Origin of the sequence: Candidatus Methylobacter oryzae (assembly GCF_003994235.2) — a bacterium.
GTDB lineage: Bacteria > Pseudomonadota > Gammaproteobacteria > Methylococcales > Methylomonadaceae > Methylobacter_A > Methylobacter_A oryzae.
Genome location: NZ_RYFG02000010.1, coordinates 113,250 through 127,923, shown reverse-complemented (window position 1 = coordinate 127,923; position 14,674 = coordinate 113,250). Strand labels below are relative to the sequence as shown.

10 protein-coding genes and 2 pseudogenes are annotated in these 14,674 nt (G+C 46.1%); all 12 read left to right on the top strand.

The genetic code is table 11. The annotated features are described in order from the left end of the window. The first annotated feature begins 1 nt into the window (after position 1). The 12 genes and pseudogenes from EKO24_RS02440 (at position 2) to EKO24_RS02385 (ending at position 14,673) form a co-directional block, all read left to right on the top strand. Positions 2 to 571 (top strand): chemotaxis protein CheW, encoded by a 570-nt coding sequence (locus tag EKO24_RS02440; protein ID WP_127027115.1) that lies wholly within the window; start codon positions 2 to 4, stop codon positions 569 to 571. A gap of 139 nt (positions 572 to 710) precedes the next feature. Beyond that, on the top strand, positions 711 to 1,547 hold the full coding sequence (locus tag EKO24_RS02435) for a CheR family methyltransferase (protein ID WP_127027114.1): 837 nt from the start codon (positions 711 to 713) through the stop codon (positions 1,545 to 1,547). A 2-nt stretch (positions 1,548 to 1,549) separates the two neighbouring features. Then, positions 1,550 to 2,089 carry a chemotaxis protein CheD gene (locus EKO24_RS02430; protein WP_127027113.1) on the top strand — a complete coding sequence of 180 codons (540 nt, stop codon included), beginning with the start codon at positions 1,550 to 1,552 and terminating at the stop codon, positions 2,087 to 2,089. Beyond that, positions 2,086 to 3,156, top strand: a complete 1,071-nt coding sequence (locus tag EKO24_RS02425) for a protein-glutamate methylesterase/protein-glutamine glutaminase (RefSeq protein WP_127027112.1) — start codon at positions 2,086 to 2,088, stop codon at positions 3,154 to 3,156. The genes EKO24_RS02430 and EKO24_RS02425 overlap by 4 nt, the downstream gene beginning before the upstream one ends. A 74-nt stretch (positions 3,157 to 3,230) precedes the next feature. Continuing rightward, positions 3,231 to 3,965 carry a hypothetical protein gene (locus EKO24_RS02420; RefSeq protein ID WP_127027111.1) on the top strand — a complete coding sequence of 245 codons (735 nt, stop codon included), beginning with the start codon at positions 3,231 to 3,233 and terminating at the stop codon, positions 3,963 to 3,965. Then, positions 3,958 to 4,386 (top strand): P-loop NTPase family protein, encoded by a 429-nt coding sequence (locus tag EKO24_RS02415; RefSeq protein WP_127027110.1) that lies wholly within the window; start codon positions 3,958 to 3,960, stop codon positions 4,384 to 4,386. Before EKO24_RS02420 ends, EKO24_RS02415 begins: the two co-directional genes overlap by 8 nt. Beyond that, positions 4,310 to 5,377: pseudogene (locus tag EKO24_RS23540) on the top strand (Tar ligand binding domain-containing protein); the annotation flags it as partial. The gene EKO24_RS02415 and the pseudogene EKO24_RS23540, both read left to right, overlap by 77 nt. Before the next feature lie 315 nt (positions 5,378 to 5,692). Further along, positions 5,693 to 6,636 (top strand): annotated as a pseudogene (locus EKO24_RS23535) (methyl-accepting chemotaxis protein); the annotation flags it as partial. 465 nt (positions 6,637 to 7,101) lie between these two features. Continuing rightward, the gene (locus EKO24_RS02400; RefSeq protein WP_127027107.1) at positions 7,102 to 7,665 is read left to right on the top strand and encodes a response regulator; all 564 of its coding nucleotides are present in this window, start codon (positions 7,102 to 7,104) and stop codon (positions 7,663 to 7,665) included. A 52-nt stretch (positions 7,666 to 7,717) separates the two neighbouring features. Beyond that, on the top strand, positions 7,718 to 10,912 hold the full coding sequence (locus tag EKO24_RS02395; protein ID WP_127027106.1) for an MASE3 domain-containing protein: 3,195 nt from the start codon (positions 7,718 to 7,720) through the stop codon (positions 10,910 to 10,912). Positions 10,913 to 11,038: 126 nt separating this feature from the next. Then, positions 11,039 to 12,124 (top strand): HD-GYP domain-containing protein, encoded by a 1,086-nt coding sequence (locus tag EKO24_RS02390; protein ID WP_127027105.1) that lies wholly within the window; start codon positions 11,039 to 11,041, stop codon positions 12,122 to 12,124. Between the two features lie 191 nt (positions 12,125 to 12,315). Next, on the top strand, positions 12,316 to 14,673 hold the full coding sequence (locus EKO24_RS02385; RefSeq protein WP_127027104.1) for a CHASE domain-containing protein: 2,358 nt from the start codon (positions 12,316 to 12,318) through the stop codon (positions 14,671 to 14,673). Position 14,674: the final 1 nt, after the last annotated feature.

Sequence of the window (14,674 nt, the reverse complement as noted above, 5' to 3'; positions counted from 1 at the left end):
TATGAGCGCAATAACGTCAGCGGCGGTTTATCGGCAGTTTCTTAAGGAACACCAGCAATACCTCACTTTTATGCTGAGCGGTGATATTTACTCGATAAATACGCTTTGCATTAAAGAAATTATTCAATACGGCAAATTGATCGAAGTTCCGCAGATGCCGGATTTCATTCGCGGCGTTATCAATTTGAGAGGCACACTGATTCCAGTGATCGATTTGAGTGCGCGTTTCGGCAAGCCGCCTGCTCCGGTAGGACGAAGCAAGGGCATTATTATTCTTGATGTGGCGATAAACGAAGCAATCTACAGTGTTGGCGTGATGGTCGATACGGTCAATGCGGTAGTGGACATTCCCGGTAGCGAAATTGAACCGGTTCCCGTGAGCGGTACCCATATTCATGCCGAATTTATTGCCGGCATGGGCAAGATCAACGGCAGATTCGTGATTATCCTGAATATTGAGCAAGTGCTGTCGGTCGACGACCTGGCGATGCTGGCTACGGTGGAATCGGTTCCGACTACGAAGTTGACGCCGGTAAGCTCGTACAAAGTATCGCTTTGCGGGCACGGGTGATAGCCATGATTTCTTGAATGACATTGCTGAATAACGGTCGCGAAGACATGAACCATGTATTGATTAAAAATCTTGATGACAGCGTTTCTTATGCCCTTTGGGCATAAGTTTACATCTCGTTAATAAGCGGAATAAGACAATGATAGCCGAAGCGATCCATAAAACTAACTTTGACGCCGTAGTGTTGAAAGATAAGGAGTTTGCTCTGTTTCGCGACCTGATTTACCGCATTGCCGGTATCAGTATGTCGCCTGCCAAGAAGCCGTTGGTGACCAGCCGCTTGGCGAAGCGGCTCAGACATCATGACTTGAACAGCTATGGCGAGTATTTTCAAATGATTACTTCAGTCAATGGTGAAAAGGAATTGCAAGTCGCGGTGGACTTACTGACCACTAACGAAACGCACTTCTTCCGTGAGCCCAAACATTTCGACTTTCTTGGGAAGCGTGTTTTATCGACAAGGAGGCCCGGAAAACCACTGCGTATCTGGAGCGCTGCCTGTTCCAGCGGCGAGGAGCCCTATAGTATTGCGATGCAATTGGATGAAGCATTGGGCAATGCGCCTTGGGAAGTTGTCGCTTCGGATTTAAGTACAAGGGTGCTGGAAAAGGCGCGTACCGGTCTTTATTCGATGGAGCGCATGATGGAAATCCCCCCCCGTTATTTGTCCACTTATTGTCTTAAAGGGGTTGGAAGCCAGGAAGGAACCTTGTTGATCAATCGCCGACTGCGCGACAAGGTGCGGTTTATGCAGCATAACCTGACCGAAGCGCCACCGAAACTCGGCGAATTCGATGTGATATTCCTGCGCAACGTGATGATTTATTTTGACCAGGACACCAAGCGCCAAGTGGTATCGCGCCTGCTGTCGCTGCTGCGTCCCGATGGATATTTTTTTATCGGCCATTCTGAAACACTGAATGGCGTCAATGATGACGTTAGCTTAGTGCAGCCGGCCGTTTACCGGAAGCTCTGAAAATGAAAAAACCATTGAATCCTTTAGAGATATTCCTCCATCCGGGCGATTACTATTTTGCCGGCCGGGATACCCGCATCAGTACTGTAGTGGGATCTTGTATAGCGATGACTTTTTGGCACCCGCAACTGCTGGTTGGAGGAATGTGCCATTACATGCTGCCAAAACGTAGCTATGAACACAACAAGACCGCCTCAGCTAGAGACGGACTTTATGCGAGTGGGGCAGTCGCACTACTGTTGGAGGAAATTGGGTTTATCGGCACTTCTTATAAAGAATACCAAGTCAAATTATTCGGCGGCGGCAATATGTTTCCAGTTGCTCATAAACGGATCAACGCGATGAACCGGATCGGCGCCCGGAATGTACAAGCCGCGCGGCAATTGGTACAGCAGCACGGTTTCAGTTGTGTGGGCGAACATCTGGGGGGCATCGGACACCGCAGTGTTTCTTTTGAAGTGTGGAGCGGTAAAGTTCAGGTTAAGCATGCCAATATTTTGCTCGTCGACGAACTTAAGCCGCTCGATAGGAGGTTGGGATGAATCAGATTAAAGTGTTGATCGTTGATGACTCCGCGGTGGTACGTCAGGTGTTGACTGAAAATCTGTCAAAAGATCCCGGCATTAAATTGATCGGTGCAGCTTCGGACCCGCTGTTCGCAATGACGCGCATGCAGGCGCAATGGCCGGATGTGATTGTGTTGGACGTCGAAATGCCGCGCATGGACGGCATCACTTTTTTAAAGAAGCTGATGGCTGAAAGACCTACGCCGGTAGTCATCTGTTCTTCGCTGACTGAAAAAGGCGCAGAAACTACGATGCAGGCGCTGGCGGCGGGGGCGGTCAGCATCGTCACCAAACCTAAAGTCGGGCTGAAGCAATTTTTGCAGGATGATTCCGAAGGCTTGCTGGCTTCCGTTAAAGCCGCGGCTCGTGCGAACCTGAGCCGGTTGGGTGTGTCCTCTGCGGTGCCGGTGCAGGCGAAATTAACCGCCGATGCGATCCTGCCGGCAACCGTTCATGCGATGGCCGAAACTACCGACCGGGTGGTTGCGATCGGCACCTCCACCGGCGGCACCCAAGCCTTGGAAGTGGTGTTGACGGCTTTGCCGCGCGTCTGTCCGGGCATTGTAATCGTGCAGCATATGCCGGAGAAGTTTACCGGCGCGTTCGCCGAGCGCTTGAACGGACTGTGTCAAATTGAAGTGCGCGAAGCCGTCAACGGCGACCGGGTCATACCGGGGCGGGCCTTGATCGCCCAAGGCGGGCGGCACATGCTGCTGAAGCGTAGCGGAGCGCAATACCACGTCGAGATCGTCGAAGGACCGCCGGTGACCCGGCATAGGCCGTCGGTCGACGTACTGTTCCGTTCGGCCGCCAAATGCGCCGGCAAGAATGCCTTGGGCATCATCATGACCGGCATGGGCGATGACGGCGCCAGGGGCTTAAAAGAAATGCACGACATGGGGGCGAGCACCTTGGGCCAGGATGAGGACAGCTGCGTGGTCTATGGCATGCCGAAGGAAGCGGCCAAGCTCGGTGCGGTAGGCAGAGAGATTCCGTTAGGCAGGATTGCTCAAGAAATTGTGGCGTATGGGGGGAGGCGATAATTTGAAAATTACTAAAATCAGGATGGTTTACATTGTGTAATTAACAGAAGTTTTAAGAATTTATGGTGCTTAATATGAAAAGAAACAAAATAATTGATGCCGGCAGTCAAGATAAATTATTTGAGCATAAACAACGTATTGCCTTTCATGAAGCGGGGCATGCCGCAGGCATTCATTTAAACAATAAAGCCAGAAGTTTGCCGCCGGTTTTCTTCAATATTATTTTTAAGGATATGGCCGAGGCACCAGAGGTTGACGGCATGACGGATCAATCAATCCATGACGAATGCATTGCCAGAGTGGAAGGAGGGCGGTTAATTGAAATATTATCGCCTTCCGTTGATAACCTAGGTGATGAATTAACAGCGCGCGATGATGATGCAGTGATGCAATGGATCAACGATTACATGGGCGCTTTCGAGGCCGACATTATTAACCTGCTTATCGGGCCGTTGGCTGAAGCTAAACATGTCGCTGAAACCGATGGCGAGCTTTTTAACCATAAGTTAGTCAATTTGAAAGCATTGAATAATTATGGCGGCAGTTCCGATCTTGCTCTGGCTGACGAGTATCTAAAAAGTTTCTTTACCGATGAACAACAGATCGATGAAAAGCTGGATGAGCTGTTCACCGCTGCATTTAACTTTATCAACAACGATGCAAACTGGTTAGCCATCATCAAACTGGCTGATTACATTCTTAGCAGCAGTAAAAATATTACTTGCTGTGAAGAGATAGTGTCGATTCTTGATCAGTCTCTGGATCATTTTCAGAACCGAGTCGCCAATGCGAGGTATCGCTATGTGTAACGTACAGAAAAATCTCATTGCGATCATGCCCATATTGCCGGCTAATTTTTGCCTCTATCTGAAAAACGCATGGATGGTTGATTCAGTCAGCGCGCTCAAACAGGTACTTATACCCAACGGGCATAAGTTTTGTTTGCGCAGGCAAGCCGCTCAACTCAGCTTTAGAGACGCCATCAACTTTTTAAGAACACTGGAAAATATTCAGCGAGTAGACGCCAGCATACCTCAATACGCATTGCAGGAAAGCGGGAGCGGAGTTGAAAAAAACCTGTTGGCATGCACTGTTTCAGGAGAAGCGCAGGTATTGTTTTTTAATATCAGCGGATCTGAATTTATTGAGCTGTATGTCGGCAGGATCGTCGCCAGGATGCGCAATTTTTTGGCACGGCTATGGAGTAAAACTGCACATGAAAAACAATAAGCACGTAACCAATGTGGAAAAAAATCTTACCGACAGCGACTCTATTGTTTCCAATACCGACTTAAAAGGTATCATCACCTATGCCAACGATACTTTTGTCCGGATCAGCGGATACTCCAGAGAAGAGTTGATCGGCGTACCGCACAATATCGTGCGTCATCCCGATATGCCACCCGAAGCGTTTGCGGATTTGTGGCGATCGATGAAAGCAGGGCGGCCGTGGACCGGTGTTGTCAAGAACCGTTGCAAAAACGGTGATCATTATTGGGTCTTGGCTACTGCCGCGCCTATTCATGTTAACGACCAAGTGGTTGGTTATATGTCCGTTCGCAGTAAAGTCGGGCGCGAGCAAATTGAGGCTGTTGATCCGGTTTATCGGCTATTCCGCGAAGGCAAGGCGCGTAATCTCAGGATTCAGGATGGCAAAATCGTAAAAGCCGGTTTATTGGAGCAATTTAAGTTATCAAAAGATTGCAATATCAAATTCCGCCTGGTCGCGACTCTCGCTCTACTCACTATGTTAATGCTGACTGCCGGCGGAATAGAACTGTTCGGCACGAGCAAGGCCAAGGAAGGCCTGAGCGCTGTGTACGAAGACAGTGCCTTGCCTATCAGTCAAATTGCCTCGATTCAAAAATTACTTCTGTTCATCCGGTTAAATATCGCCGCCAGTCTTAATACTCCGACGCCCGAGGTGATTTTGAAAAATACTGCCGAAGTGGAGCAAAACATCGAAAAAAGTACCCGGCTTTGGGATGAATATATGAAGCATCAACTAAGCAATGAGGGAAAGATACTGGCAGCCAAGTTTGATGAGAGTAGGAGGCTCTTAGTGGTGGATGGATTGAAGCCAGCTATTGCCGCACTGCGAGCCAATGACATAGCTGAAGCCAATAGAATTGTCGCAGATAAAATTAACACTTTTTACCCGATAGTTGGAGACAGTATCCAGCAGTTAATGCAATTGCAGCTCGCTATGGCTAAACAGGTGTTCGGAACTGCACAGTCGCGCTATGAAACCGTGAGCATTATATCTATCTGTTTATTAGCCGGAGGTATTGCGTTGATTTTATGGCAGGGGGTGGCCTTAATTCGCGTCATCATTTATCCGCTAGAGGTTTCTATTGCTCACTTTCGTCAAATTGCGCAGGGTAATTACAAAAATGTTATTGAGATAGCGCACCACAATGAAATCGGTAAAGTCATGGAAGCGATTAAATCGATGCAAACCAGGCTGGGCTTCGATGTGGCGGAAGCTAAACGCATCGCCGATGAAAATCTGCTCGTCAAGAATGCATTGGATAATGTTAGCACCGGGGTCATGATTGCCGACAACTACGGTGAAATTATTTATACGAATAAAGCGGTAAACGACATTCTCAGTAAAGCGGAAGAAGACATTTGCAAAGAGCTTCCGAATTTTTCAGTAGCAAATCTGGTTGGCAGCCGAATTGACAGTTTTCACAAGAATCACGCACATCAAAGACAATTGCTCGCCTCTTTAACGGACAGTTATGGCGCCAGTATGGAATTGGGCGGCCGTTTTATGGCGGTAACTGTGAATCCGGTAATCAACGAACAAGGGCAGCGCTTAGGCTCCGTAGTCGAATGGCAGGATCGTACCGCCGAAATCGCCGTGGAAAAAGAGGTGTCTACCGTCGTGGTAGCTTCCAGCATGGGCGATTTTACCAAGCGATTTAATTTGAAAGGTAAGATAGGTTTATTGTTGGTAAAGTCCTAACTACAATGAATGAGATTAACGAGGCTTCGCATAAAATCAGCGATATTATTTTGGTCATTGATGACATCGCTTTTCAGACCAATCTGCTCGCTTTTAATGCCGCGGTTGAGGCCGCGCGTGCCGGTAAACACGGCGAAGGTTTTGCGGTTGTAGCCGCCGAGGTGCGCCACCTCGCGCAACGCGCGGCAGTATCCGCCGGGGAAATTAAAAACCTGATTGAAACATCGGTAAGAAAAATCAACGATGGCAGTAAGCTGGCCGCGCAAGCAAGTTCTTCGATGGAAGAAATTCTTAGCTCCATTCAGGGGGTGGCTGGCACTGTGTCGGCAATAACCGCTGCGTCTGTTGAACAAAGCGCCGGTATCGCGCAAGTTAATCAGGCTATCAGCCAAATAGACGAAATGACCCAGCAGAATGCCGCTTTGGTGGAACAAGCCGCCGCTGCTGCTGAATCGCTGGAGGAACAGGCGCAGAATTTGGCGACTACTGTGAATTGTTTCAGGCTGGATGAGGCGGCATGCCCTGTTTTGGCAGAACCCAAATATTTTAATTGGAAGGCTTATTCGGGAGAAATCAGTTAGCGGTCTGTATTGAATATGGACAATCGCTATATTGTTCAATGAACTAATAAACAGCGGAGCGGCTGGTTTGGGCGTCAAGTAAACGGATCTGTGAAGACCAATAAGTCTTGCGTCTAAGATGACGGCCATGAATTATAAATATTTTTTGCATATCAATATATTACAATGTGTGCCATTTTCTCGAAGTTTTAAGTTACAGTAATTTTAGTTTGGCTTGATTAGCTCGTCAGGAAGAAAACGATGGGTGAAAAAACTCACTAAGATGACTGTAACGGTTGAGGAAATGATAAACACTAATTCGCCTCTGCCTTGCGGCAGAGATTTTTCCATCAATTGATGATTTAAGAGTTTCTTATTTAATTCAATTGACCGATTAAGAATCTATTTATATTTATGGCAAATAATCAAAATAAATCTTACCTATCGCCCAGAGAGGCCGCCAAGCTGTTGATGGTTTCGCCAATCACAGTGCGTGCGTGGGCACAAAAGGGTTTATTACCTTCTGAAACAACGCTGGGCGGTCATAGACGTTTTTTGCGAGAGAGCGTGGAGCAGTTTGCTAAGCAGTCTAAAGCAATACCGGAGCGTAGCGATTTAAGAGTACTGATTGTCGACGACGACAAACAGGTCGCAGGCTTCCTTGTTGAATGGCTTAGCGGTTTGGACGAACCGTTTATAGTCAGCAGCGCAGCCGACGGATTTGAAGCCGGAAGCAAAGTTTATACTTTTGAGCCGGACATTATTCTGCTGGATCTGATGATGCCGAAATTGGATGGCTTCGCCGTTTGCCAACAGATCAAAGCCGACCCGGACACCCGCGATATTCGTGTGATTGCGATGACCGGATACCCCAGTTTGGAAAACGAACAACGCATTCTTGAGGCGGGTGCGGAAATCTGTATTTCCAAGCCGTTGGATACTAAGTTTTTGCTTGGGTTATTGAAAGCCGAGTTGTGATAATGTTTTACCGGCTTAGTCCTTAAATTTTTCATTTTAGGAAAGTTAAATCATGGATAAGCGCAATATTTTCTTTGTATCGGGTAAATTGCCGGCATTATTGGTTGGGGCGACGATTCTGTGCGCTTTGATTCCCGACGCTTATTTTACGATGACTCAGAGCGTCTATCGGCCTATCCATACAACGTTGGAATTTTTTTCGATTTTAGCCGCATTCATGATATTCGGCGTAACTTGGTACAGTCTTGTGCCAATCCGTTCGGCCAACATCATGTTGCTGAGTTGCGCTATGTTGTCCTCCAGCATGTTGGATTTTGCTCATATGTTGGCGTACAAGGAAATACCTGATTTTGTCGCATCGGCTTCAAACGAGGAGAGTATTGCTTTCTGGTTGACGGCTCGGTTTACTATTGCGGCAACGCTTTGTGTTATATCTTTCAAGCATACAATTTCCCATAGTAGACCCCAAAGCCGCGCCCTATTGCTGTTCGGCTTTACTCTATATACGTTGTTGATCTATTGGGCAGTGTTCTTTCATCAAGATGCTCTACCGCGCATGTTTATTGAAGGGCAGGGGCTAACGCAATTCAAGATAGCTTGCGAGTGGGGCATTATCAGCTTGTTTGCTATTGCCGCAGTCAATTTCGGGCGGCAATCCAACAGCTCGGATTCGGACACTCTGAGTGCCCGTTTTTTTTCGGTTACGCTGATTTTTATTATCAGTGAGTTGCTATTTACGCGATATAAAACATCGACTGACGTTTTTAATGCGTTAGGCCATTTTTACAAAATCATCGGCTATCTTTTTCTGTATCGGGCCGTATTTGTGGACACTATTCAAGCGCCTTATTATGAAATCGATCAGCAGCAAACAAGATTTCGGCAATTGTTTGAAAACATGACTTCAGGCGGGATAGTTTTCCAAGCAATTGACAAAGGCAAGGATTTTGTTTTTCTTGAAGTCAACCACGCAATGGAGCTTATTGAGAAAGTAGATAGAGATAAAATCATAGGCAAACGGATGAAGCAGTTTTTTCCAAATGCCGCGACTAACGGGTTGCTTGATGCAGTGAATCGTGTCTGGCATACGGGCCGGGCCGAACATTTTCCGCTTAATTACTATCATAATGAATGTATCGTCAGTTGCAGAGAAAATTACCTCTATCGCTTGGCCGACGGCAATATAGTTGTCATCTACGATGACATTACAGAACGCAAGTTAGCCGAACAAGCGTTACAGGAAAGCGAGAGAAGTTTCAGGGTGATTTTTGAGACATCTGCAGTTGGTATGGCGGAAACCGATCCGCTAACAGGCCAATTTTTGCGCGTGAATTTGAGCTTTTGTCGAATGACGGGTTATTCAGAAGAAGAACTTCTATGTAAGACTGTGAGTATGCTGGCTCATCCCGACGATTTGGAAAGTTACAGGGACGGCTTACAGCGCATTTTAAGTGGCAACGATTCTATAGACGTTAGTGAAAAACGCTATATTCATAAGAATGGGCGCGAAATCCTAGTGCAAGTGAATAAAAGCCCGCTTCGTGATGAAAATGGCGTAGTTGTACGTATTTTGATCGCTATTGCCGACATTACCGAACGCAGTCAGATGGAGAAACAGCTGTATGCAACAGCTTGCGAACTTGAAGATAAGCAGGTTGAACTCGAAGAGAAACAGGCTGAATTGAAAGCAAAAAATGATGCATTGCAACGTTCTCAAATTGCTCTGCAAGAGTCCAGCAACCGTTATATGGATCTTTTTGATTTTGCTCCGATTGGTTATCTCACGCTCACTGTTGAAGGGCTTATTAGTGAAATTAACCTGACCGGCGCCAAACTTTTGGGGTTAGAGCAAAATGTAGCGCTGCACCGCAATATCAGTAGCTTATTCCACGCTAAGGAATGGGAACGATGGAATCTGCATAACCAACTCACGTTGAGCCGCGAGGATAAACAAAGCGGTGAATTTCTTATACAGCGTGACGATGGTACGGTTTTTTATGCGCTTATGGATTGCCAACGCAGGACTACTCTAGCATCACCCGCAGTTCGCGTTTCATTTACCGATATTACTGAACGTAAGTTATTGGAGAAACAATTGCAGCAAGCGCAGAAGATGGAAGTTTTAGGACAATTGACTGGGGGGATTGCCCACGACTTTAATAATATTTTGGCCGCTGTACTCGGCTACGCGAATCTTGCGCTCGAACGTTGTGTATCCGATCCTTCCGATAAATTGGCGCGCTATTTGGGCGAAATAGTTTCCGCCAGCGAGCGGGCGCGTGACCTGATTGCCAAAATGCTTGCCTATAGTCGAACCGCTTCGACCGAAGAAAAAGCTCACTTAAATTTGGCGTCGGAAGTGGAAAAAGCCGTCGCACTGCTGTCCGCTGCTATTCCTGCAGGAATTAAAGTCGTCACTCATATTGAACCTAATGTCCCGGCAGTACAAATTGATCCAATTGAAATACAACAAGTTTTAATTAATCTTGGGGTTAACTCCAGGGATGCCATCGATGACAACGGTTGTATCGATATTACTCTGGAACGTGACAGAGTTAACCGAAAAGTTTGCACTATTTGTCACAATATTATCGATACTGAATGTGTAGCCTTGGAAGTGAAAGATAACGGCAAAGGCATTCCTGACGACTTGAAACAGCGTATTTTCGATCCTTTCTTTACGACTAAAGACATAGGCAAAGGTTCTGGGTTGGGGCTAAGTATGGTTCAAGGGATAATCGTAAAAAATAACGCTCATTTAGTGCTGGAATCCAATGTTGGGCAAGGCTCTTCTTTCCGTATTCTGTTTCCTCTTGAACATACAAAAGCAGTTGCTTCCGAGCCTGCGGTCGTTGCACAGAATGAGCCTAATGCCGAGAGCAAGCATATTTGGGTCGTCGAAGACCGGGGATTCTTAGCTGCGTATTATTTGGAATTGCTGCATGAGCAGGGGTATCTGGTAACTATTTTTACCGATCCTGTTGATGCCTTACGCGTTTTTAAGCTTGACCAGGATCAGGTTGATCTGATTTTAACCGACCAGACTATGCCTAATATGTGCGGGACGGAACTGGCTGAAGCCATGCTTGCAATAAAGCCGAATCTACCGGTTGTTTTAACCACCGGGTATAGCGAGAAAATTGATGCGGATAAGGCGATAGGTATGGGTATTCGATGTTTTTTGAATAAACCGATAGATGGAAGCAAGCTGCTGGAAATATTAGCCAGGGAACTTTCACCGGTCTAGTCTTTATACCCAATGGGCATAAGTTTTGTTTGAGCAGGGAGTTGCTCAACTCAGCTTTATTAAAGTATCTGCCTTGATGGGGACTATCGTTTTTAAATATTCTAGTGAAAAAATGGAGGCTTCAACATGATTGAAAGTAATCAGCTTCAAGCGATAATCAAAGGTTATCCTTATCGCGTTTTAATTGTTGATGATGATGCAGTTCAACGAGCCTTGGAACAAGAAATATTGCAGCCGCCCAAATATGCGGTTACCGAAGCAGCTTCGGGCATCGAGGCTTTGCAATTGCTAAGCAATCAAGCATTCGATGTGGTGTTGTTGGATAAGAGAATGCCCGGCATGGATGGCGACGAGGTGTGCAGGCGCATCCGTAGTGAGTTGGAACTGGAATTGTTGCCGATTATCATGGTTACCGGTATCGGTAGCAGCGGTGATTTATCATGCAGTTTGACAGCCAGAGCCAGTGATTTTATTAGTAAACCCTATTATCCTGAAGAGCTAATTGCCCGTCTCGACAGCGCGGTTAAACACAAACGTCTTACTGATCAGCTCGACAGCGCGGAATCCATGCTGTTTGCTTTAGCCCGCATGGTAGAGGCTAAAGATAAGAATACTGGAGACCACTGTTCTCGCTTAGCCCATATCAGCGTTGTGTTGGGACGCGCGCTCGGCTTGGAACCCGAATATCTGATCGCCCTACGTCGGGGCGGCGTTTTACATGATATCGGCAAATTAGGCATTCCTGACAGAATTCTGCTTAAACCGGACAAATTGACTGATGACGAATGGAAAGTCATGCGTCAGCACCCCGAGATTGGCGCTCGTTTAGTTAAAGACCTGAAAAGTATGCACTTAACCTTATCCATTATTCGACATCATCATGAGCGATGGGATGGAGGCGGATATCCCGACGGATTAAAAGGTAAAGATATTCCGCTGTTGGCGCGAGTATTCCAAATTGCCGATATCTACGATGCGCTGTCCAACCAGCGTCCTTATAAGAGCGCCCTGTCCAGAGAGCAAGTCATTGAAATAATGGAAGAGGAAGCTGGAAAGGGGTGGCGGGACCCGGAACTCACCAGAAAGTTTCTCGACATCGTGCGGCAACGGCCCCATGATCTTGAATTGCAGCATAATGTCGACGATGATTTAGGCAGTGATTTATTTGCCTCTATTGTTAATCCCGGAGAGCTAAACTGGGCAGTCGGATGACTCGAATTATTGGTGCTGAATTGGCGTCGTAACGTGACGCATGATTTTATGCGTTGGAGTTTCATGCACTGTCAAAATAAATGTGCTTTTAAGGCACTGCTTTTATGAATAAAGGCCGGTGTATGTTCGTTCGAGCAAAAAACGACTTTAGATAAATTTCTACTATATCTACAAGGATTTTTAGGTGCTGCATGGTATTAATAAAAAACATTGGTATGTGCAATTACTTTAAGCGGTTGTTCTTAGCTATAGTCAACTGGAGTCCTTGGTTTTTATTGTTCATAGGTTTTTTAATAACCAGTTTTCTGGCTTTTTCTTTCAAGTCGATGGAGGATGCTAAAGTACAAAATCAAGTGTCGTTTATTGGTAAACAGATACAGACTAATGTGGAAGCCTGCTTAGATGTACATGAAGAGGTACTGAAAGGGGCGGTCGCGCTATTTGAAGCGTCCGATAATGTTGATCGACAGAAATGGCGGAGTTATACCAAACAGGTTAAACGAGACAATAATTTTAAAGGATTTCAAGGTCTCGGCTTTGCGTTGTTAATACCGTCCGATCAGTTGCCCGCGCACATTGCGGAAGTTCGCCGAGCAGGTTTTCCTGATTACAACGTTTGGCCAAACGGGACTCGTGATATTTATACTTCAGTCATTTATTGGGAGCCGTTCGAAGAGCATAGCTCAAAAGCTTTAGGCTACGATATGAGGGTGGAGCCGGAGCATCAAATTGCTATGGAGAAAGCAAGAGATGGAAATAAAGCTACTTTTACCGGCAAGGTGGCTTTGATTTCGAAGTCCGAACAAGATGTTCAACCAGGTGTCGTAATCTATGTGCCCGTGTATCGGAAGAATATGCCCATCGACACCGTTCAGCAACGGCGTATTGCTCTTTTGGGCTGGGTCTACAGTTCTTTCCGTATCAAGGATTTGATGCAGGGTATTAAGCTTATTCCCAACCAAGAAAACCTTCGAATGAAAATATTTGACGGTTCCGGTATCGCATCTTCCGCATTGCTTTATGCCAGTGACGAAGATGATTTTTCTTATGGCGATAAATTCCCTGCCGACACCCTGATCTTACATAGTTACATCGGAGAGAGAGAATGGACCTTCCAATTTTTCCCAATTACAGAATATTTCATTAGCGATTACGGCAAAGTAGCGTTAATCGCCGTGTCTGGTTCTATTATCACGCTGTTGGTCTTTTTTCTTATATATTCTTACCGAAATACGCAACGTAATGCAGAGTTGATTGCAGACAACTTAATTGCGGAATTGCGGCAAAGTGAAAATCGCTACCATATAGCGGAAACCGAATTCTCTAAAATGCAAAAGCAATTACAACAAGCCCATAAAATGGAAATTCTAGGGCAATTGACCGGCGGCATTGCCCACGATTTCAATAATATTTTGGCGATAATGCTGGGATATTCGAATCTGGCGCTGGCTCGATGCGTCACCGATAAGGAAAGTACGCTAGCACGCCATTTAGAAGAGACGATCAAGGCCGGAGAGCGGGCGCGAGATTTGGTATCCTTCATGTTGACCTATAGCCGGGCTCAAACCGACAATTTGGTTGAAGTGATCGATCCCTTGCCTTTGGTTAAAGACGCACTCAAAATGCTCAGCGTTACGATTCCGTCCAGTATTAAATTACAAAGTCAAATTGATACCGAGGCTAGCTATATCCGCATCAATTCGGTGGAGTTGTATCAGATTATAATGAATCTGATCATTAACGCGCGGGATAGCATAGAGACCGATAATAATGGATGTATAGACATTCGGCTGAGTAATTCATCGTCAGGAGAAGCGGAAGAGTTTTGTACTTCGTGTAAACAAAGTAAAAGAATAGCTCTGTGCAGAGGTAAGATTAGCGATAACTATGTAAGCTTTAGCGTAACGGATAATGGATGCGGTATTAGCGATGACAATTTCCCACTGATTTTCAATCCTTTTTTTTCTACCAAGGATGCTGGCAAAGGGACTGGGCTGGGACTTTCGGTGGTCCTGTCTATTGTTCGTCGAATTAACGGCTGTATTGTAGTAGACTCACATGTCGGCGGCGGCACTAAAGTTCAGGTACTGCTCCCGGCTGCTTATGACTCTTTAGTATTGCCGGCAACGGCAGCTTCTTCTACTGTTTCAGGTGGTAAAGGCGCTCGAGTCCTGGTCGTGGATGATGAGATTGCTTTAGCCCATTATCTAGGCGACTTGCTGGAAGGCGAGGATTATGTCGTAGATGTTTATACCGACTCCGTTAAAGCGCTGAATCATTTTCAAGCTAATCCGCAACGTATCGATGCGGTTATCGCGGACCAGACGATGCCAAATAAATCAGGTATCGAGATTGCCGGCGTCATGCTGGCATTACGTCCCGACTTGCCGATATTTTTATGCAGCGGAAATAGCAGTGCTATTAATGAGAATGATCTCCGGTCAATCGGCATCCGTCGCTTTTTTTATAAGCCTGTTAGTGCAACGGAATTGCTTGCAGCTTTAAATGAGGAAATAGTTCATTCAGCACAAGCAACGTTTTCTGCATAAT